Consider the following 20,149-nt stretch of genomic DNA (forward strand, 5'->3'; position numbering starts at 1 on the left):
GGACATGCGTCGCACCGGAAATCCTCGCCGCCCCGCCCGCTGTTACAGGGTCAGCACCTCATCCGCTCGACCGCCCGCCTGCTGGATCACCAGATGGATGAAATGCAGTTTGGCAATCGCCGCCGGTGGCAGCACGAACGGGTAGAAATCCGGCTGGCCCATGCTGCGTGACAGCTCGTTGAGCATGCCGGCGAGTTCGATCCAGGCGTTGACGAAGGCCAGGAACGCCGCGCCGCCGGGATGTTCCGGATCGTAAAGCGTACTGGTCGGGAACGGTTGATAGTCGAAATCCAGCTCGCGCGCGCTCATGCCGAAGCCCAGCGCAGTGTCTACCGCATCCATCATGTGCAGGTAATGCGCCCAGGTTTCCGCCCAGTCTTCCCACGGATGCATGGTCGCGTAGGCGCTGACGTAGTGCTGCGGCCAGTCCAGCGGCGCGCCCTGTTGATAGTGGCGATCCAGCGCCTCGGCATAACTGGCGCGTTCGTCGCCGAACAGGCTGCGAAACGCCGCGAGCCATGGGCCATTGGCAATCAGCCGATCCCAATAATAATGTCCGACCTCGTGGCGAAAGTGCCCGAGCAGCGTGCGATAGGGTTCGTGCATCTGCGCGCGCACCTGTTCGCGGTGGGCGTCGTCGGCTTCCTTGATGTCGAGCGTGATCAGGCCGTTGGCGTGGCCGGTCATCGGCGCATTGCCTTCCAGGTCGACGCCAATGAAATCGAAGGCCAGGCCGGTTTCTTCGTTCTCGGTCTTTGCGATCACCGGCAAACCGAGGGTGATCAATTGCGCGACCAGGCGGCGCTTGGCGATTTCGACCTTGCGCCAGCGCTCGGGGTTTTCCGCGATCGACAGGTCGGGAATGGTGCGATTGAGGCTGCATGCGGCGCACAACGTGGCGTGATCATTGGCCGGCAGCAGCCAGTTGCAGGCGGCCGGCGTGTCGAGGTTGGCACAGCGGCGGAACAACCCGGCATCGGGATCGACGTCGAGCGTCCAGGTGCCCTCCTGCGGGCCCGGCTGCAGCGAGGTCAGGCGGCTCTCTTCTGGCTGGTAGCCGAGCAAGGCATTGCAGGCCAGGCACTGGCTGTTGCGAAAGAACAGCGACTGGCCGCAGCGGCACGGCCAGACCTTGCTGTTGCGTGAGGGTTCGCCCATGAACGGCGCGACGATGCGGGAACTCAGCTGCTCGAAAAAGCGGTACATGGCGATCTCTCCCTGGGGCTTGCCAAGACTAGATCATTCGCGCCCAGAGATCGTTCCCACGCTCTGCGTGGGAATGCATACCGTGACGCTCCGCGTCACCGCGGACGCGGCGGCATTCCCACGCGGAGCGTGGGAACGATCATCAGGCGCTGATACCGTGTCCCTTGAGGAACGCGATGAACGCCTCTTCATCCATCACTTTCACGCCCAGCTCATTGGCCTTGGTCAGCTTCGAGCCGGCACCCGGCCCCGCCACCACGCAATGAGTCTTGGCCGACACGGAACCGGCGACCTTGGCGCCAAGGCTTTCCAGGTGTTCCTTGGCGACGTCACGGCTCATCAGTTCGACCTTGCCGGTCAGTACCCAGGTCTCGCCGGACAGCGGCAAGCCTTCGACGACCTTCTTCGCGCTTTGCCAGTGCATGCCGAAGTCGCGCAATTGCTGCTCGGCGGCCTCAGCGATCTGCCGGTGCTGCGCCTGGGCAAAGAATTCGCGCACCGAATTGGCCTGTTTCTCCGGCAACGTCTGGCGCATGTCCAGCCAGTCGGCGTCCATCACCGCTTGCAGCGAACCGAACCTGTCCGCCAGCTTCTGCGCACCACCGGGGCCGACCGAGGGAATGTGCAATTTGTCGAGGAAGCCGCCGAGCGTGGTGCTGGCGGCGAACTCGGCGCCCAGCTCACCCTGATCCTGAATCTGCAGACCATGGCCGAGCAGCTCGGCGATCACCTGCTGGTTGTGCGCGTCTTCAAAGAAGCTGTGAATCTCGTGCGCCACTTCCAGGCCGATATCCGGCAGGTAGGTCAGCACTTGCGGCAAGGCCTGCTGCACGCGCTCCAGCGAGCCCAGCGAGCGGGCCAGCACCTTGGCCGTCTCTTCGCCGACATCGGGGATGCCCAGGGCATAAATGAAGCGCGCCAGGCTCGGCTGCTTGCTGTCCGCGATCGCCGCCAGCAATTTGTTGCTGGAGACTTCGGCGAAACCTTCCAGGTCGACAATATCCTCGAACTTCAATGCATACAGGTCCGCCGGCGAACTGACCAGACCCTCGTCGACCAGTTGCTCGACGCTCTTGTCGCCCAGACCTTCGATGTCCATGGCGCGCCGCGACACGAAGTGGATGATCGCCTGCTTCAACTGCGCGCCGCACGCCAGTCGACCGACACAGCGGTAGACCGCGCCTTCGCTGATGGTCTCCTTGCCCTTGCTGCGCTTGACCAGTTGCGTGCGTTCGACATGGGAGCCGCAGACCGGGCAGTTCTGTGGAATCGCTACCGGACGTGCATGCTCCGGACGGCGCTCGGTGACCACCTGCACCACTTGCGGAATCACGTCACCGGCGCGACGGATGATCACCGTGTCGCCGATCATCAGGCCCAGGCGGGCGACTTCATCCATGTTGTGCAGCGTGGCGTTGGCCACGGTGACGCCGGCCACCTTGACCGGCTTCAGGCGCGCCACCGGGGTGACGGCGCCGGTGCGGCCGACCTGGAACTCGACATCGAGCAGTTCGGTCAGCTCTTCCATGGCCGGGAATTTATGCGCGATGGCCCAGCGCGGCTCGCGGGCACGGAAGCCCAGTTCACGCTGGTCGGCAATGCTGTTGACCTTGAACACCACACCGTCGATTTCATAGGCCAGCGAATTGCGCCGCGCGCCGATGTCTCGGTAGTAATCGAGGCATTCGCCGATGCCCTTGGCCAGTTTCAGCTCGTGACTGATCGGCATGCCCCACTGCTGCAATTGCTTGAGGTTGCCGATGTGAGTGTCGGAAATATCGTGAGACACCTGGCCGATGCCATAGCAGCAGAATTCCAGCGGACGGTTGGCAGTGATCTTCGAATCGAGCTGACGCAGGCTGCCGGCGGCGGCGTTGCGCGGGTTGGCGAAGGTCTTGCCGCCGCTTTCCAGTTGCGAGGCGTTGAGGCGCTCGAAACCGGCCTTGGACATAAACACTTCGCCGCGCACTTCCAGGGTCGCCGGCCAGCCGCTGCCGTGCAGCTTCAGCGGAATGTTGCGCACGGTGCGCACGTTGACGCTGATGTCTTCGCCGGTGGTGCCGTCGCCACGGGTAGCGCCGCGCACCAGCACGCCGTCCTGATACAGCAGGCTGACCGCCAGGCCATCGAGCTTCGGCTCGCAGCTGTATTCCACCGCCGCGCCGCCACCGAACAGGTCACCGGCCGGCAGGTCGAGGCCTTCGGTCACCCGACGGTCGAATTCGCGCATATCGGTTTCTTCGAACGCGTTGCCGAGGCTGAGCATCGGCACTTCGTGACGCACCTGGGTGAACGCGGTCAGCGCCACGCTGCCGACACGCTGGGTCGGCGAGTCGCTGGTGATCAGCTCCGGATGGGCCGCCTCGAGCGCCTTGAGCTCATGGAACAGGCGGTCGTACTCGGCGTCCGGAATGCTCGGTTCGTCGAGTACGTGGTACCGGTAGTTGTGCTGATCGAGTTCAGCGCGCAGCTCTAGAATGCGGGTTTTGGCGGCGGTCATGGGTGTTCTCTCATAAAGCAAAAGAGCAGCCGAGGCTGCTCAATCTGTTTTTGCCGATTGCCCCTTTATGGCGAGGCAACCTTTTCAATCAACGCTTCTGGGTCAGGGCGCGGCGTTCGAATTCGACGATGCGCTGACGATAGTGCTCGATGGTCTGCGCAGTCAGGACGCTGCGCTGGTCATCCTTGAGCTCGCCGTTGAGTTCCTGGGACAGCTTGCGTGCCGCCGCGACCATCACGTCGAAGGCCTGCTTCGGATGACGCGGACCTGGCAGGCCGAGGAAGAAGCTCACCGCCGGCGTGCTGAAATGGTCGATGTCGTCCAGATCGAAGATGCCCGGCTTGACCGCGTTAGCCATCGAGAACAGCACTTCACCATTGCCGGCCATGCTTTCGTGGCGGTGGAAAATGTCCATCTCGCCGAAACGCAGGCCGCTTTCGAGAATGTTCTGCAACAGCGCCGGGCCCTTGAAGCCGGCCGGATCGCGGCAGATCACGCTGATCACCAGCACTTCCTCGGCTTGCGGCTGATCCTTGTCGACCACGGCTGGCGCCGGTTTGCTGTCTTCGGCGAAATCGTCGTCACGGCTGCTGAAGCTCGGACCGCCGTCCAGGTCCAGATCGAGGTTCAGGTCGCCCTGGGCCGGACCGTTGCTGCCGCGCTTGCCACGCTTGGAGCCGGATTCGCGAGGCTCGCGTGCTTCGCGGGCCGGCATGCTCACCGACGGCAGGTCGTGTTCGTCCAGTTGCGGTTCTTTATGCGTGTCCAGAACGCGGGCCGGGCCCAACAGCTCGGCGCTGGTGTCCTCGTCCGGCAGGTTGGACAGACTTCGGTCAAGACGGAATTTCAGTTTTCCCTTGCCGCCGCGCATACGGCGCCAGCCATCGAAAAGAATACCGGCTATCACAATGATGCCGATGACGATCAGCCACTCGCGCAGACCGATTTCCATGTAATCCCGTGCCTCTATAAAAAATGCTGAAAAATAAGGGGTTTACATTGTGCAAACCGCTTTAAAACGTGGCGCCAACTCTATGTTCTGACAGGCGTTTTGCCCACGTATACGAAAAATTGACATTAAACTAGCACGACCAAAGACAACTTTACACCGTCTGTCGAAATCGCTGCGCAAATTGTGGCTCGCTTCGCTCAGGCTCAGAGCCATCAGCTTCCAGCCTGTAGCTCAAAGCCCGTCGCTCACCGCTGCGCCGCTAGGCGTCCACCATCGCCATCGCCTCCTCGACATCCACGGCTACCAGTCGCGAACATCCCGGCTCGTGCATCGTCACCCCCATCAGTTGATCGGCCATTTCCATGGCGATCTTGTTGTGGGTGATATAGATGAACTGCACGGTCTGCGACATCTCTTTGACCAAGCGTGCGTAGCGTCCAACGTTAGCGTCATCCAGTGGCGCGTCAACTTCATCGAGCATGCAGAACGGCGCCGGATTCAATTTGAAGATGGCAAAAACCAGGGCCAGTGCCGTCAGCGCCTTTTCGCCACCGGAGAGCAAATGGATGGTGCTGTTCTTCTTTCCTGGCGGCCGCGCCATGATCGTCACCCCTGTATCGAGTAGATCTTCGCCCGTCAGTTCCAAATACGCGCTGCCACCACCGAAAACTTTCGGGAAAAGTGCCTGTAAACCGCCATTGATCTGATCAAAGGTATCCTTGAAACGGTTACGGGTTTCCTTGTCGATCTTGCGAATGACGTTTTCCAGGGTCTCAAGCGCCTCCACCAGATCGGCGTCCTGGGCGTCCAGATAACGTTTACGCTCGGATTGCTGCTGGTACTCGTCGATAGCCGCAAGGTTGATCGCACCCAGGCGCTGGATCCGCGCGTCGATGCGTTGCAATTCGTCTTCGGCGGCACGTTCGCTGGCTTCCGGCGTCAACGTCGCGATCACCCCATGCAGATCGTAGCCGTCTTCCAGCAGTTGATCCTGCAAGGCCTTGCGGCGCACGGTCAGGGCCTGCCATTCCATGCGCTGCTGTTCGAGCTGGCCACGGATCAATTGCGATTGCTGTTCGGCCTGGGTCCGGCGTTTTTCCGCCTCGCGCAGTTCGCGGTCGGCGTCTTCCAGGGCGATCTGCGCGGTCTTCAGTTCTTCGTCGACGCTCATGCGCTTGTCGAGCAATTCTTCGAGTTTCAGGCGCAGTTCTTCCAGCGGAGCCTCGCCCTCCTCCAGATTCAGGTTCAGTTGCTCGCGTTTTTCCGTCAGGCGCTCGGCCTGCATTTCCAGGCGTTCCAGCGCCTGCCGCGTGGAATCGTGCTGCGCGCGCAACGAGCCCAGGCGCACCGCCAGTTGATGCGCGTGATCCTTGTGCTGACGGGCTTCCTGGCGTACCCGGTCGAGGCGTTCGCGCAGGCTGTCGCGCTGGGCCAGGAGCAGTTCGCGCTGCTCGGTGTCCAGGGCCATGGCGTCGAGGGCTTCCTGCAACTGCATGCGCGCTTCGCCGATCTGTTCGTGCTCGAGTTCGCGCTGTTCGCCGAGCTCGACCAGCTCTTCGTCGAGACGGGTGCGGCGCAGGGTCAACTGCTCGGCCTTGGCCTTGCCGGCAGACAGCTGCGCTTTCAATTCGCCTTGCTGACGTGCTTCGTCCTGCAGCAGACGGCGCAAATGTTCGCGGCCGTTTTCCTGCTGGCGCTGTTGCGCGCGCAGGGTCTGCAAACGGGTTTCCATGGCTTCGACCGTGGCCTCGCGCTCTTCCCGCTCGGCCTGCAGCGTCTCGATTTCCTGACCACGGGCGAGCATGCCGCTTTCGGCTTCGCTGGCACGACGCACGCGCAGGAAGTGCCGGCCCACCCAGTAACCGTCGCGGCTGATCAGGCTCTGCCCGGCGCTCAACTGGCCGCGCAGGGCCAACGCCTGCTCGAGGCTGTCGACCGGTTTTACCTGGCCAAGCCACGGCGACAGATCGATCTGCGCCTCGACTTTATCCAGCAGGCTGCCCGCCACCCGCACGCCATCGCTACCCGGGCTGAGCAGACGCAGATCGCCCTGGGCAAAGCCGGACAAATCGAAGCCGGCGAAATCATCCACCAGCACCGCCTGCAGATCGGCGCCGAGCACGGTTTCCACCGCCAGCTCCCAACCGGCCTCGACCTTCAGGCCTTCGGCCAGACGCGGGCGCTCGGCGAGATGCTGCTCGCGCAACCACTCGGCGGTGCCGGTGCCCGGATCGAGCGCGGCCTGCTGCAAGGCTTCCAGCGAAGCCAGGCGGCCGTTGAGCCGCTGCAAGTCACCCTGCGCCTGCTGTTGCGCAGTCAGCGCCAGCTGCAATTCCTGACGCAGTTGTTCGAGTTTTTCGACCTGCGCTTCTTCGCTGGTCTGCAGGTCTTCGAGGGTCGCTTCGGACTCGGCGAGTTGTTCGCTGAGTTCCATGATCGCCGCGTCTTCAGGATCCGCCGAGAGCAGCGCGCGCTCTTCGCCGAGGCGTTTTTGCCGTTCGGCCAGGCGTTCCATGCTGGTTTCCAGCTGCTGGATGCGCGACTGCTGCATATCGGCCTGACGCCGCGGCTCGGCGGCGGTCAGGTTGAACGCGTCCCACTGTTCCTGCCAACCGTGCATGGTCAGCTCGGCTTCTTCGAGGGCGGCGGCGGCTTCTTCGGCGGCGGCGCTGGTGACTTCCTGCTCGGGCGTGAGCATGTCCAGCTCTTCGCCGAGGGTCAGCAGCAGCGTGCGGTCATGACCCAGATGGGATTCGGTTTCCAGGCGGGCGCGCTCGGCTTCTTTGAGGTCGTCCTGCAACTGGCGCAGACGTTGCTGGCCATGCTGGATGCTCTGCTCGACCCGAGCGATGTCGCCGCCGACCGAATAGAAGCGGCCCTGCACCAGATTGAAGCGTTCGGACAGATCATGGTGCCCGTCGCGCAGGCGCTCGATGGCGGCGTCGGCGTTGCGCTGCTCGGCGACCAGCGCCTCGAAACTGATTTCCTGGGTGCCGATGATCGATTCGCGCTGACCGACCTGATCGTTCAGATCCTGCCAGCGCAGGGCCGACAGTTGCGCCTTGAGCTGGCGCTCCTCGGCCTTGTATTCCTGGTATTTCTCGGCGGCCTGGGCCTGGCGGTGCAGGCGTTCGAGCTGGCGCTCGAGCTCTTCGCGCAGGTCGGTCAGGCGGGCGAGGTTTTCATGGGTGCGGCGGATGCGGTTTTCGGTCTCGCGGCGGCGCTCCTTGTACTTGGAGATGCCGGCCGCTTCTTCGATAAAGTTGCGCAGGTCTTCCGGCTTGGCTTCGATCAGCTTGGAGATCATCCCCTGCTCGATGATCGAGTAGCTGCGCGGGCCGAGGCCGGTGCCGAGGAAGATATCGGTGATGTCCCGGCGGCGGCACTTGGCGCCGTTGAGGAAATAGCTGTTCTGGCTGTCGCGGGTGACTTTGCGCCGAATCGAGATTTCCGCGTACGCGGCATACTCGCCGACCAGGGTGCCGTCGGAGTTGTCGAACACCAGTTCGATGCTCGCCTGGCTCACCGGTTTGCGACTGGTCGAGCCATTGAAGATGACGTCGGTCATCGACTCGCCACGCAGGTTCTTCGCAGAGCTTTCGCCCATCACCCAGCGCACGGCGTCGATGATGTTCGACTTGCCGCAACCGTTCGGTCCGACGACCGCCGCCATGTTACTGGGGAAGTTCACCGTGGTCGGGTCGACGAAGGATTTGAACCCCGCCAGTTTGATGCACTTGAGCCGCACGCTCAGGCAACCGTCAGGGCGGACACCACCAGATCGCAGCTGCGCTGGGCGTAAGCCGTCAGCACGATGCGGATCTGCGGCAGGTCACGGGCAAGCACGGCGGCCAGCAGACGCTGGAACAGCTCGAGGAATTCGCTCATTTCCGCCTTGCGCTGTTCCAGCGCGAGGAAATACGCGCGGCTCATCGCCGGCTGCAGGTTCTCGACGGTTTCCTGCAGGTACGGGTTGTTGGCGAACGGGTACGCGGCGCGCATGACGTTGAAGCTGTCGTCGACGAAGGTGCGGATGTCCTGCCGCTCGTAGCTGGCGCTCAGGCGCTGCTGGATCTGCACGAACGGCGCCATGTCGGCCTGGGTCTGCCAGCCATTGGCCACGGCGTTGCCGAGCAGGATGTACAGCTCGCTCATCAACGTGCACAGGCTCTGCACCTTGTGCGCCGTCAGCTCGGTGACGTGGGCGCCGCGGCGCGGCAGGATCGCGATCAGGTGACGGCGCTCGAGGATCAGCAGGGCCTCGCGGACCGAACCGCGACTGACGTTCAGCGCCAGCGTGACCTTCTGTTCCTGGATGCGCTCTCCCGGCTTCATTTCGCCGCGAATGATCCGTTCGGCGAGGTGGTGAGCGATTTGCTCGGCGAGGCTGTCCGGCGCCTTGAACGTCATGGTTGTCCTTCAAACTCTTCGATCTGCACAAGCGGCGCAGTGTAGCGCAATTGCACGGTCATGGCGGAGTGCCCGCACCGCGGTTTTTGGCACGATTCCAGCAAAAAAGCAGGGGACTCGACGAGGGTCAATACTGAATAGACACGTTGCTGATCGACAAAACCGTTTTTCCTGACCTTTAAGTCAGAAAATCATTGACCGAAAAGTCAGACCTGCTAAATTCGGTTCACGTCGGTTAACAACAATAATGAGTCTGCGAGGCCTTCCGTGATCCAGTTTTTACTTAACCAGGAACTCCGTAGCGAGCACGCCCTGGACCCGAACCTGACCGTGCTCAATTACCTGCGCGAACACGTGGGCAAGCCCGGCACCAAAGAAGGTTGCGCCAGCGGCGACTGTGGCGCCTGCACCGTGGTGGTCGGCGAGCTGCAAACGGATGACGACGGCCGCGAACACATTCGCTATCGCAGCCTCAACTCGTGCCTTACCTTCGTGTCCTCGCTGCACGGCAAACAACTGATCAGCGTCGAAGACCTCAAGCATCAGGGCCAACTGCACAGCGTGCAGCAAGCCATGGTCGAGTGCCACGGCTCGCAGTGCGGTTTCTGCACCCCCGGTTTCGTCATGTCGCTGTTCGCCCTGCAGAAGAACAGCGACGCCCCGGATCAGGCCAAGGCCCACGAAGCACTGGCCGGCAATCTCTGCCGCTGCACCGGCTACCGGCCGATCCTCGCCGCCGCCGAGCAGTCGTGTTGCGGCAAGCAGCCGGATCAGTTCGATGCCCGCGAAGCCGAGACCATTGCCCGCCTCAAAGCCATTGCGCCGACCGATATCGGCGAACTCAACAGCGGCGACAAGCGTTGCCTGGTGCCGCTGACCGTGGCCGACCTGGCCGACCTCTACGACGCTTATCCACAGGCCCGCCTGCTCGCCGGCGGCACCGACCTGGCGCTGGAAGTGACGCAGTTCCACCGCACCCTGCCGGTGATGATCTACGTCGGCAATGTCGCCGAGATGAAGCGCATCGAGACTTTCGACGACCGTCTCGAAATCGGCGCCGCCACCGCCCTCTCCGACTGCTACGAAGCGCTGAACGCCGAGTACCCGGACTTCGGCGAATTGCTGCATCGCTTCGCCTCGTTGCAGATCCGCAACCAGGGCACCCTCGGCGGCAACATCGGCAACGCTTCGCCGATTGGTGATTCGCCACCGCTGCTGATCGCCCTCGGCGCGCAGATCGTGCTGTGCAAGGGCGAAACCCGGCGCACGCTGAACCTGGAAGACTACTTCATCGACTACCGCGTCACCGCCCGTCAGGAAAGCGAATTCATCGAGAAGATCATCGTCCCGCGCGCCAGTGCCGAGCAGCGCTTCCGCGCTTATAAAGTCTCCAAGCGCCTGGATGACGACATCTCTGCAGTCTGCGCCGCGTTCAACCTGCGCGTGGAGAAAGGCGTGATTACCGATGCGCGCATCGCATTCGGCGGCATGGCCGCAATCCCGAAACGCGCCGCCCACTGCGAAGCCGTGCTGCTTGGCCAACCGTTCAACAACGCCGTGCTCGAACGCGCCTGCGCCGCCCTCGCCGAGGACTTCACGCCGCTCTCGGACTTCCGCGCCACCAAGGAATACCGCCTGCTCAGCGCGCAGAACCTGCTGCGCAAATACTTCATCGAACTGCAAACACCGCACATCGAGACTCGGGTGACCGCTTATGTCTAACCATCACGCCGTAGAGAAGACCCAGGCCGAACTGGCTGAACTGTTCGCCAAGGACCTGACCAGCGGTGTCGGCCGCAGTGTCAAGCACGACAGCGCCGCCAAGCATGTGTCCGGTGAAGCGCAGTACATCGATGATCGTCTGGAATTTCCCAATCAGCTGCACGTCTACGCACGGCTGTCGGATCGCGCCCACGCGAAAATCATCAGCATCGACACCAAACCCTGCTACGCCTTCGAAGGCGTGCGCATTGCGATTACCCACGAAGACGTGCCGGGTCTGAAAGACATCGGCCCGCTGCTGCCGGGTGACCCACTGCTGGCCATCGACGACGTGCAGTTCGTCGGCCAACCGGTGCTGGCGGTGGCGGCCAAAGACCTGGAAACCGCACGCAAGGCGGCAATGGCGGCGATCATCGAATACGAAGACCTCGAGCCGGTGCTGGATGTGGTCGAAGCCCTGCGCAAGCGTCACTTCGTGCTCGACAGCCACACCCATCAGCGCGGCGATTCGGCCAGCGCTCTGGCGAGCGCTGAACATCGCATCCAGGGCACGCTGCACATCGGCGGCCAGGAACACTTTTACCTGGAGACGCAGATTTCCTCGGTAATGCCCACCGAAGACGGCGGCATGATCGTCTACTGTTCGACGCAAAACCCCACCGAAGTGCAGAAACTGGTGGCCGAAGTGCTCGATGTGTCGATGAACAAGATCGTCGTCGACATGCGCCGCATGGGCGGCGGGTTCGGCGGCAAGGAAACCCAGGCCGCCAGCCCGGCGTGCCTGTGCGCAGTGATCGCGCACCTCACCGGCCAGCCGACCAAAATGCGCCTGCCCCGGGTCGAGGACATGCTGATGACCGGCAAGCGCCACCCGTTCTACGTCGAATACGACGTCGGGTTCGACAGCACCGGGCGCCTGCACGGGATCGCCATGGACCTGGCCGGCAACTGCGGCTGCTCGCCGGATCTGTCGGCGTCGATCGTCGACCGGGCGATGTTCCACTCGGACAACTCGTATTACCTGGGCGACGCGACGATCAACGGTCACCGCTGCAAGACCAACACCGCGTCGAATACCGCCTATCGCGGCTTCGGTGGCCCGCAGGGCATGGTCGCCATCGAGGAAGTGATGGACGCCATTGCCCGTCATCTCAAACTCGACCCGCTGGCGGTGCGCAAGGCCAACTACTATGGCAAGACCGAGCGCAACGTCACCCACTACTACCAGACCGTCGAGCACAACATGCTCGAGGAAATGACCGCCGAACTGGAAGCAAGCAGCCAGTACGCCGAACGCCGCGAAGCGATCCGCCGCTACAACGCCAACAGCCCGATCCTGAAAAAAGGCCTGGCGCTGACCCCGGTGAAATTCGGCATTTCCTTCACCGCCAGCTTCCTCAACCAGGCCGGAGCCCTGGTGCACGTCTACACCGACGGCAGCATCCACTTGAACCACGGCGGCACGGAAATGGGCCAGGGCTTGAACACCAAGGTCGCGCAGGTGGTCGCCGAAGTGTTCCAGGTGGAAATGGACCGCGTGCAGATCACCGCGACCAACACCGACAAGGTGCCGAACACCTCGCCGACTGCCGCCTCCAGCGGCGCCGACCTCAACGGCAAGGCCGCGCAGAATGCGGCGGAGACGATCAAGCAACGCCTGGTGGAGTTCGCTGCGCGGCACTACAAGGTCAGCGAAGAAGACGTGGCATTCCACAATGGCCACGTACGCGTGCGTGACCACATCATGACCTTCGAAGCGCTGATCCAGCTGGCGTATTTCAACCAGGTCTCGCTGTCGAGCACCGGGTTCTACAAGACCCCGAAAATCTACTACGACCGCAGCCAGGCCCGTGGCCGGCCGTTCTACTACTTCGCTTTCGGCGCAGCGTGCTGCGAGGTGATCGTCGACACCCTGACCGGCGAGTACAAGATGCTGCGTACCGACATCCTCCACGACGTCGGCGCCTCGCTGAATCCGGCCATCGATATCGGCCAGGTCGAGGGCGGTTTCGTCCAGGGCATGGGCTGGCTGACCATGGAAGAGCTGGTGTGGAACAACAAGGGCAAGCTGATGACCAACGGCCCGGCCAGCTACAAGATCCCGGCCGTGGCCGACATGCCCCTGGACCTGCGGGTGAAACTGGTGGAAAACCGCAAGAACCCGGAAGACACGGTGTTCCATTCCAAGGCCGTCGGCGAGCCTCCATTCATGCTCGGCATCGCGGCGTGGTGCGCGATCAAGGACGCGGTGGCCAGCCTCGGCGACTACCAGCACCAACCGAAAATCGACGCCCCGGCGACCCCGGAACGGGTGTTGTGGGGTTGTGAGCAGATGCGCCAGCTCAAAGCGGTGAAAGCGGTCGAAGCTGAAACCGAGTTGGCTCCGCTCTAGGGACCGAGGTGCGGCTCTTCGCTGGCAAGCCAGCTCCCACAGGTTTTGTGGTTTACCGCATATCCTGGAATCACCACAGATCACGGTGGGAGCTGGCTTGCCAGCGAAGAGGCCCGAACAGACAACCACAGATGTCGAGGTGAACATGTACAACTGGATCGACGCCCTCGCCGACCTGCAGAACCAGGGCGAACCCTGCGTTCTGGTGACGATCATCGAAGAACTCGGCTCGACGCCGCGCAACGCCGGTTCGAAGATGGTCGTCAGCGCGAAACAGACCTTCGACACCATCGGTGGCGGGCACCTGGAATACAAAGCCATGCAGATCGCCCGCGAGATGCTTGCCAGCGGCCGCCAGGACACCCACCTGGAGCGCTTCAGCCTCGGCGCCAGCCTCGGCCAGTGCTGCGGCGGCGCCACCGTGTTGCTGTTCGAGCCGATGGGCCAAGTGCAGGCGCAGATCGCCGTGTTCGGTGCCGGCCACGTCGGCCGCGCATTGGTGCCGCTGCTCGCCAGCCTGCCGTGCCGGGTGCGCTGGATCGATTCGCGGGAAGAGGAATTCCCCGAACAGATTCCCCACGGCGTGCGTAAAATCGTCGCCGAAGAGCCTGTGGATGAAATCGACGACCTGCCCGTCGGCAGCTACTGCATCGTCATGACCCACAACCATCAGCTCGACCTGGAACTCACCGCCGCGATCCTCAAGCGCAACGACTTCACCTGGTTCGGCCTGATCGGCTCGAAGACCAAACGCGCCAAGTTCGAACACCGCCTGCGTGACCGCGGCTTCGACGCCAGTGTCGTGCAACGCATGCGCTGCCCGATGGGCATCGGCGAAGTCAAAGGCAAGCTGCCCGTGGAAATCGCCATCTCCATCGCCGGCGAAATCATCGCCACCTACAACGCCAATTTCGGCCAGCACAGCGCCAGCGCCGAACCGATTGCCAAACTGCTGCCGGTTTCCCGGCGCAGTCAGGCCGCCAAACTCAAAGCCTCAAACTGATTAGAGAACCCTCATGCCTCTGACTCGCAAAGCCTACCGCGCCGCCATCCTGCACAGCATCGCCGACCCCGCTGAAGTCGGCATCGACGCCTCCTACGAATATTTCGAGGACGGCCTGCTGGTGGTCGATGGCGGCAAGATCAGCGCCCTCGGCCACGCCAGCGACCTGCTGCCGACCTTGCCGGCGGACATCGAGATCAGCCACTACCAGGACGCGCTGATCACCCCGGGCTTCATCGATACCCACATCCACCTGCCGCAGACCGGCATGGTCGGCGCCTACGGCGAGCAGCTGCTGGACTGGCTCAACACTTACACCTTCCCGTGCGAAAGCCAGTTCGGTGACAAGGCCCACGCCGACGAAGTCGCCGACATCTTCATCAAGGAACTGCTGCGCAACGGCACCACCACCGCGCTGGTGTTCGGCAGCGTGCATGCGCAATCGGTGAACTCGTTCTTCGAAGCAGCCGAGAAGCTCGACCTGCGCATGATCGCCGGCAAGGTGATGATGGATCGCAACGCCCCGGACTATCTCACCGACACCGCCGAATCGAGCTACGTCGACAGCAAGGCACTGATCGAGCGCTGGCACGGCAAGGGCCGCCTGCACTACGCCGTGACCCCGCGTTTCGCCCCGACCAGCACTCCCGAACAACTGACCCTCGCCGGCCAGTTGCTGACCGAGTACCCGGATCTGTACATGCAGACCCACATCAGCGAAAACCTCAAGGAGATCGAGTGGGTCAAGGCGCTGTTCCCGGAGCGCAAGGGTTACCTCGACGTCTACGATCACTATCAGTTGCTCGGCGAGCGCTCGGTGTTCGCCCACGGCGTGCACCTGTGCGATGACGAATGCGCACGGCTGGCGGAAACCGGCTCGGCGATCTCGTTCTGCCCGACCTCGAACTTCTTCCTCGGCAGCGGCCTGTTCAACCTGCCGATGGCCGAGAAGCACAGACTGAACGTCGGCCTGGGCACCGACGTCGGTGGCGGCACCAGTTTCTCGCTGCTGCAAACGCTGAACGAAGCCTACAAAGTCATGCAACTGCAAGGGGCACGGCTGAGCCCGTTCAAGTCGCTGTACCTGGCAACCCTCGGCGGTGCGCGGGCGCTGCGCCTGGAAGACAGGATCGGCAACCTGCAGCCAGGCTCGGACGCCGACTTCCTGGTGCTGGACTACAACGCCACGCCGCTGCTCAGCTACCGCCTGAAACAGGCCAACAACATTGCCGAGACGTTGTTCGTGCTGATGACGCTGGGGGATGACCGCACCGTTGCCCAGACCTACGCGGCCGGTGCGCTGGTGCATCAGCGCTGAGTTTTCCCAAGGCATAAAAAATCCCCCGGTGGTGTTCACCCCGGGGGATTTTTTGTTGCCTGTCAGATTGCTTTCGCTGGCAAGCCAGCTCCCACAGCTTTTGCGGTGTTCAGCCGATTTGCGCTACACCAGACGCCCCGTGGGAGCTGGCTTGCCAGCGATTGGGGCAACTCGGTCTACTTCAGAGCTTGGCCGCAGGGCGCCCAGGCTTCTTGGTCTGCAACAGGTGCGAGAACACCGCATGCAGGTCATCCGACGCGCTTTCCTCGTCGAGGTTGAGCTTGCTGTCGATGTGGTCCATGTGATGCATCATCAGGTCCACCGCCAGCTCACCGTTGCGCGCCTCGATGGCATCGATCAACTGGGTGTGCTCGTCATAGGAACAGTGCGAGCGGTTGCCGCTTTCATATTGGGCGATGATCAGCGAGGTCTGCGAAACGAGGCTGCGCTGGAAACTGATCAGCGGCGCGTTCTTCGCCGCTTCAGCCAGTTTCAGGTGGAATTCGCCCGACAGACGGATACCGGCGCCGCGATCGCCGCGGGAAAAGCTGTCGCGTTCGTCATTGACCATCTGCCGCAGTTCGGCGATCTGCTCGGCGGTGGCGTGCTGCACCGCCAGTTCGGTGATCGCGCGCTCCACCAGGCGGCGGGCGAGAAACACCTGACGGGCCTCTTCGACGCTCGGGCTGGCAACCACCGCGCCACGGTTGGGCCGCAACAGCACCACGCCTTCATGGGCCAGGCGCGACAACGCGCGGCGAATGATGGTGCGGCTGACCCCGAAAATCTCCCCCAGCGCTTCTTCGCTCAATTTGGTACCGGGCGCCAGACGCTGTTCGAGGATGGCCTCGAAGATATGCGCGTAGACAATATCGTCCTGGGTTCCGCTGCGGCCGGCTTTGCCTGCTCGCGGTTGTTTCTTGAGGGGTTGCAACTGTTCGTTCATGGGCACTCGAGTCGGGAGAACTGCGGCGAATTGACCGTGACTGTAATACGGCACAGTGGGTCGCTGGCAAGTATCGCGTAAAAAACAGCGCGATTGTACACAATGGATGGTGGCAACACGACTGTATGGCTGTTTGTGACCTCGGCTGTATTGCAACGATCCGTTACGTTTGAGTTTAGGCTTGATCGCAGAATCCGCCTTTTGCGCACAAACCCCGGCAGGAGCAGCCTGCGCCAGCTTCCGCAGGGCTTTGCGTGAGGGCGGGGATCTCCATCTGTAAAAGGAACACCGCCGTCATGAGCGACGCCACGTACACCCGACTGCGCCCCCTGGCCGACACCTCGCCTTCGGCCATCGTCGCCGGTTTCATCGCGATGATGACCGGCTACACCAGCTCGCTGGTGCTGATGTTCCAGGCCGGGCAAGCGGCGGGCCTGAGCAGCGGGCAGATTTCCTCGTGGATCTGGGCGATCTCCATTGGCATGGCGGTGTGCTCCATCGGCCTGTCGCTGCGCTATCGCACGCCGATCACCATCGCCTGGTCGACCCCCGGCGCGGCATTGCTGATCACCAGCCTCGGCGGCGTCACCTATGGCGAGGCCATCGGCGCCTACATCACCTGCGCGCTGCTGGTGACGATCTGCGGCCTGACCGGCAGCTTCGAACGCCTGGTGAAAAAAATTCCCGCCTCCCTCGCCGCCGCGCTGCTGGCGGGCATCCTGTTCAAGATCGGCAGTGAAATCTTCGTCGCCGCGCAACACCGGACCGGGCTGGTGCTGGGCATGTTCTTTACCTATCTGCTGGTCAAGCGCCTGTCGCCGCGCTACGCGGTGCTCGCCGCGCTGCTGATCGGCACGGCGCTGTCCGGCTTGATGGGCCTGCTGGACTTCAGCGGCTTTGAGCTGGAAGTGGCGACGCCGGTGTGGACCACCCCGCACTTCTCGCTCGCCGCGACCATCAGCATCGGCATTCCGCTGTTCGTGGTGGCGATGACCTCACAGAACATGCCCGGCATCGCCGTGCTGCGCGCCGACGGCTACAACGTGCCGGCCTCGCCGCTGATCACCACCACCGGGATCGCCTCGTTGCTGCTGGCACCGTTCGGCTCCCACGGCATCAACCTGGCAGCGATCAGCGCGGCAATCTGCACCGGGCCGCACGCCCACGAGGATCGCAACAAGCGCTACACGGCGGCGGTGTGGTGCGGAATTTTCTATGGCATCGCCGGGGTGTTCGGCGCGACGCTGGCGGCGCTGTTTGCCGCGCTGCCCAAGGAACTGGTGCTGTCGATTGCCGCGCTGGCGCTGTTCGGCTCGATCATCAACGGTCTGAGCATTGCCATGACCGAGGTCAAGGAGCGAGAGGCGGCGCTGATCACCTTCATGGTCACGGCGTCCGGGCTGACGCTGTTTTCCATCGGTTCGGCATTCTGGGGAATTGTCGCCGGGGTGCTGACCCTGCTGATTCTCAATTGGCGTAAAGCCTGACAGCGAAGATCGCCGCCTGCGCCTGCACGGATCCTTGCAGGCGCTGGTGCAGGCGGCGATCTTTTGCTGGTTCCAAAAAAAACGGCGACCCGAAGGTCGCCGTTTTTTTCAGTATCACTTAGCCGGGTTGATCGGCTTTTCCGGATACCAGACGTCCAGCAGCGGGCTGACGGTCATGCCGGTCAGTTCGCTACGGTTTTTCAGCCAGGCTTCAACGGCAGCGCGCTGCTCTTCGTTGACCGAGCCACGCTTCTGCAGGCACACCAGACCGAAGTCGTCGCCGCCGACATAACCCAGACCGTTGGCTTCCATGGCTTCTTTGATGAATGCTTCGAGGAAAGCGTCAATGGCTTCTTCGGACAAGTCTTCTTTGAAGTCCAGGTTCAGTTCGAAACCCAGCTCTTGAAATTCATCGACGCACAGTTTTTTGCGCAGACGCTGGGAACGGTTAGTCGCCATTGGAACAATCCTCTTAAGTAATAACGGCCGGCACTTTAGCAGTTTAAGCCGCCAATTGCCCGACTCTCTGGGCCGCGGAGCCGACCGCTTGTAAAAAAATAACAAATTGGCCGCTCCCGGGACGGCACAAGCGCTAACACCTTGGGGCATAATGCCGACACTTTCATGACCACTGAGGGCCTTTTCATCCATGCCTTCGTCTTTTTCCCCTCGGCTGTAGGGTTTTACTTCATATGATCAAATCGTTGCGTCCTCTGCTCCTGGCCGGCCTTCTTCTGCCGCTGGCCCTGCCCGCTTCCGCTGCCACCCTCAATACCTCCCTGACCCCCAACGTCGAAAAAGCCCTCAAGGCCAGCAAGCTGCAACCCAGCGCCCTGTCGCTGGTGATGATTCCGCTGGAAGGCCAGGGCACGCCGACCGTGTACAACGCCGACGTGTCGGTCAATCCGGCCTCGACGATGAAACTGGTCACCACCTACGCCGCCCTGGAAATGCTCGGCCCCAACCATCAGTGGAAAACCGAGTTCTACACCGACGGCGACCTGAGCGGCGGCATCCTCAACGGCAACCTCTACCTCAAGGGTGGCGGCGATCCGAAGCTGAACATGGAAAAACTCTGGCTGCTGATGCGCGACCTGCGCGCCAACGGCGTGACCCAGGTCACCGGCGACCTGGTGCTCGACCGCAGCTTCTTCGTGCAGCCACAGCTGCCGGAGTTCAACGATGACGGCAATGACGAGAACAAGCCGTTCCTGGTCAAGCCCGATTCGCTGCTGGTCAACCTCAAGGCGCTGCGTTTCGTCGCGCGCAATGACGGCGGCCGGGTGCTGATTTCGGTGGAGCCACCGATTGCCAGCATTCATATCGAGAACACCGTCAAAGCCGTCAACTCCAAGCAGTGCACCGGTGGCGTGCGCTACAACCCGGTACCGCAGGCCGACGGCAGCGTTACCGTGACCGTCGCCGGCCAGTTAGGGGATGGCTGCAGCTCGCAGACCTACCTGTCGCTGCTCGACCACGCCACCTACACCGCCGGCGCCGTGCGGGCGATCTGGAAGGAGCTGGGCGGCAGCATCCAGGGCAAGGATCGCCTCGCCGCGACACCGAGCAACGCCAAGGTGCTGGCCCGGGCCTTCTCGCCGGACCTCGCGGAAATCATCCGCGACATCAACAAATACAGTAACAACACCATGGCCCAGCAGCTGTTCCTCAGCCTCGGGCAGAAATTCCGCAACGACGCCGATGGCGATGACGCCAAGGCCGCGCAACGCGTGGTGCGTCAGTGGCTGGCGAAGAAAGGCATCACCGCGCCGCACCTGGTGATGGAGAACGGCTCCGGCCTGTCGCGTGCCGAACGGGTCAGCGCCCGTGAAATGGCCAACATGCTGCAGGCCGCGTGGCACAGCCCGTATGCCGCCGAGTACATCAGTTCGCTGCCGATCGCCGGCACCGACGGCACCATGCGCAAACGCCTGAAAACCACGGCGATGCGCGGCGAAGCCCACGTCAAGACCGGCACCCTGAACACCGTACGGGCGATTGCCGGCTTCAGCCGCGACGTCAACGGCAATACCTGGGCGGTGGTGGCGATTCTCAACGACAAGGCGCCGTTCGGTGCGTCGTCGGTGCTGGATCAGGTGTTGCTGGACCTCTACAAACAGCCGAAGGCGCCGCAAACCGCTGCCGCCCTGTAACCGCTGCTGAGCGGATCGTTCCCGCGCCTGGCGTGGGAACGATCAACACGCCGCCACGGC

Annotated in this window: 13 protein-coding genes; 6 read left to right on the plus strand and 7 right to left on the minus strand. The window is 62.7% G+C overall.

The annotated features are described in order from the left end of the window. Nucleotides 1–42: 42 nt before the first annotated feature. From QRN70_RS06210 to QRN70_RS06230, 5 genes are all read right to left on the minus strand, one after another. Nucleotides 43–1,206 (minus strand): zinc-binding metallopeptidase family protein, encoded by a 1,164-nt coding sequence (locus QRN70_RS06210; protein ID WP_285416391.1) that lies wholly within the window; start codon nt 1,204–1,206, stop codon nt 43–45. 142 nt (nt 1,207–1,348) lie between these two features. Continuing rightward, entirely contained in the window at nt 1,349–3,706 is a 2,358-nt protein-coding gene (gene ligA, locus QRN70_RS06215) for an NAD-dependent DNA ligase LigA (protein WP_285416392.1), read from the minus strand. A gap of 88 nt (nt 3,707–3,794) precedes the next feature. Beyond that, nucleotides 3,795–4,658, minus strand: coding sequence for a cell division protein ZipA (zipA, locus tag QRN70_RS06220; RefSeq protein WP_285416394.1), 864 nt, complete (start codon nt 4,656–4,658; stop codon nt 3,795–3,797). Between the two features lie 259 nt (nt 4,659–4,917). Beyond that, nucleotides 4,918–8,406 carry a chromosome segregation protein SMC gene (smc, locus tag QRN70_RS06225; protein WP_285416396.1) on the minus strand — a complete coding sequence of 1,163 codons (3,489 nt, stop codon included), beginning with the start codon at nt 8,404–8,406 and terminating at the stop codon, nt 4,918–4,920. Between the two features lie 2 nt (nt 8,407–8,408). Beyond that, nucleotides 8,409–9,068, minus strand: coding sequence for a GntR family transcriptional regulator (locus tag QRN70_RS06230; protein ID WP_285416398.1), 660 nt, complete (start codon nt 9,066–9,068; stop codon nt 8,409–8,411). Between the two features lie 267 nt (nt 9,069–9,335). Here QRN70_RS06230 and xdhA point away from each other — a divergent pair, with 267 nt between their 5' ends. From xdhA to guaD, 4 genes are all read left to right on the plus strand, one after another. Continuing rightward, entirely contained in the window at nt 9,336–10,790 is a 1,455-nt protein-coding gene (gene xdhA / locus QRN70_RS06235) for a xanthine dehydrogenase small subunit (protein ID WP_285416399.1), read from the plus strand. Beyond that, nucleotides 10,783–13,182, plus strand: a complete 2,400-nt coding sequence (xdhB, locus tag QRN70_RS06240; RefSeq protein ID WP_285416400.1) for a xanthine dehydrogenase molybdopterin binding subunit — start codon at nt 10,783–10,785, stop codon at nt 13,180–13,182. The genes xdhA and xdhB overlap by 8 nt, the downstream gene beginning before the upstream one ends. A gap of 145 nt (nt 13,183–13,327) precedes the next feature. Then, nucleotides 13,328–14,185, plus strand: a complete 858-nt coding sequence (gene xdhC / locus QRN70_RS06245) for a xanthine dehydrogenase accessory protein XdhC (RefSeq protein ID WP_285416401.1) — start codon at nt 13,328–13,330, stop codon at nt 14,183–14,185. Between the two features lie 13 nt (nt 14,186–14,198). Further along, nucleotides 14,199–15,503 carry a guanine deaminase gene (guaD, locus tag QRN70_RS06250; protein ID WP_285416403.1) on the plus strand — a complete coding sequence of 435 codons (1,305 nt, stop codon included), beginning with the start codon at nt 14,199–14,201 and terminating at the stop codon, nt 15,501–15,503. 181 nt (nt 15,504–15,684) lie between these two features. Here the strand turns inward: guaD and QRN70_RS06255 are convergent, their stop codons facing one another. Further along, nucleotides 15,685–16,449 carry a GntR family transcriptional regulator gene (locus tag QRN70_RS06255; protein WP_064378756.1) on the minus strand — a complete coding sequence of 255 codons (765 nt, stop codon included), beginning with the start codon at nt 16,447–16,449 and terminating at the stop codon, nt 15,685–15,687. A 296-nt stretch (nt 16,450–16,745) separates the two neighbouring features. Between QRN70_RS06255 and QRN70_RS06260 the strand changes: the two genes are divergently transcribed. Next, nucleotides 16,746–17,936, plus strand: coding sequence for a benzoate/H(+) symporter BenE family transporter (locus QRN70_RS06260; protein WP_285416404.1), 1,191 nt, complete (start codon nt 16,746–16,748; stop codon nt 17,934–17,936). A 114-nt stretch (nt 17,937–18,050) separates the two neighbouring features. On the opposite strand, the gene QRN70_RS06265 is transcribed toward QRN70_RS06260, so the two are convergent. Next, the gene (locus tag QRN70_RS06265) at nt 18,051–18,395 is read right to left on the minus strand and encodes a YggL family protein (RefSeq protein WP_285416405.1); all 345 of its coding nucleotides are present in this window, start codon (nt 18,393–18,395) and stop codon (nt 18,051–18,053) included. Between the two features lie 233 nt (nt 18,396–18,628). Here QRN70_RS06265 and dacB point away from each other — a divergent pair, with 233 nt between their 5' ends. Further along, nucleotides 18,629–20,089, plus strand: coding sequence for a D-alanyl-D-alanine carboxypeptidase/D-alanyl-D-alanine endopeptidase (gene dacB, locus QRN70_RS06270; RefSeq protein WP_285416406.1), 1,461 nt, complete (start codon nt 18,629–18,631; stop codon nt 20,087–20,089). Nucleotides 20,090–20,149 lie beyond the last annotated feature (60 nt).

Source organism: Pseudomonas sp. efr-133-TYG-5 (genome assembly GCF_030209175.1).
Taxonomy (GTDB): Bacteria; Pseudomonadota; Gammaproteobacteria; order Pseudomonadales; family Pseudomonadaceae; genus Aquipseudomonas.

Coding starts and splice junctions, on each gene's coding strand:
- QRN70_RS06265 (WP_285416405.1), bottom strand. CDS start 18,395: ATGGCGACTAACCGTTCCCAGCGTCTGCGCAAAAAACTGTGCGTCGAT.
- QRN70_RS06255 (WP_064378756.1), bottom strand. CDS start 16,449: ATGAACGAACAGTTGCAACCCCTCAAGAAACAACCGCGAGCAGGCAAA.
- zipA (WP_285416394.1), bottom strand. CDS start 4,658: ATGGAAATCGGTCTGCGCGAGTGGCTGATCGTCATCGGCATCATTGTG.
- dacB (WP_285416406.1), top strand. CDS start 18,629: ATGATCAAATCGTTGCGTCCTCTGCTCCTGGCCGGCCTTCTTCTGCCG.
- QRN70_RS06260 (WP_285416404.1), top strand. CDS start 16,746: ATGAGCGACGCCACGTACACCCGACTGCGCCCCCTGGCCGACACCTCG.
- xdhC (WP_285416401.1), top strand. CDS start 13,328: ATGTACAACTGGATCGACGCCCTCGCCGACCTGCAGAACCAGGGCGAA.
- ligA (WP_285416392.1), bottom strand. CDS start 3,706: ATGACCGCCGCCAAAACCCGCATTCTAGAGCTGCGCGCTGAACTCGAT.
- QRN70_RS06230 (WP_285416398.1), bottom strand. CDS start 9,068: ATGACGTTCAAGGCGCCGGACAGCCTCGCCGAGCAAATCGCTCACCAC.
- QRN70_RS06210 (WP_285416391.1), bottom strand. CDS start 1,206: ATGTACCGCTTTTTCGAGCAGCTGAGTTCCCGCATCGTCGCGCCGTTC.
- guaD (WP_285416403.1), top strand. CDS start 14,199: ATGCCTCTGACTCGCAAAGCCTACCGCGCCGCCATCCTGCACAGCATC.
- xdhB (WP_285416400.1), top strand. CDS start 10,783: ATGTCTAACCATCACGCCGTAGAGAAGACCCAGGCCGAACTGGCTGAA.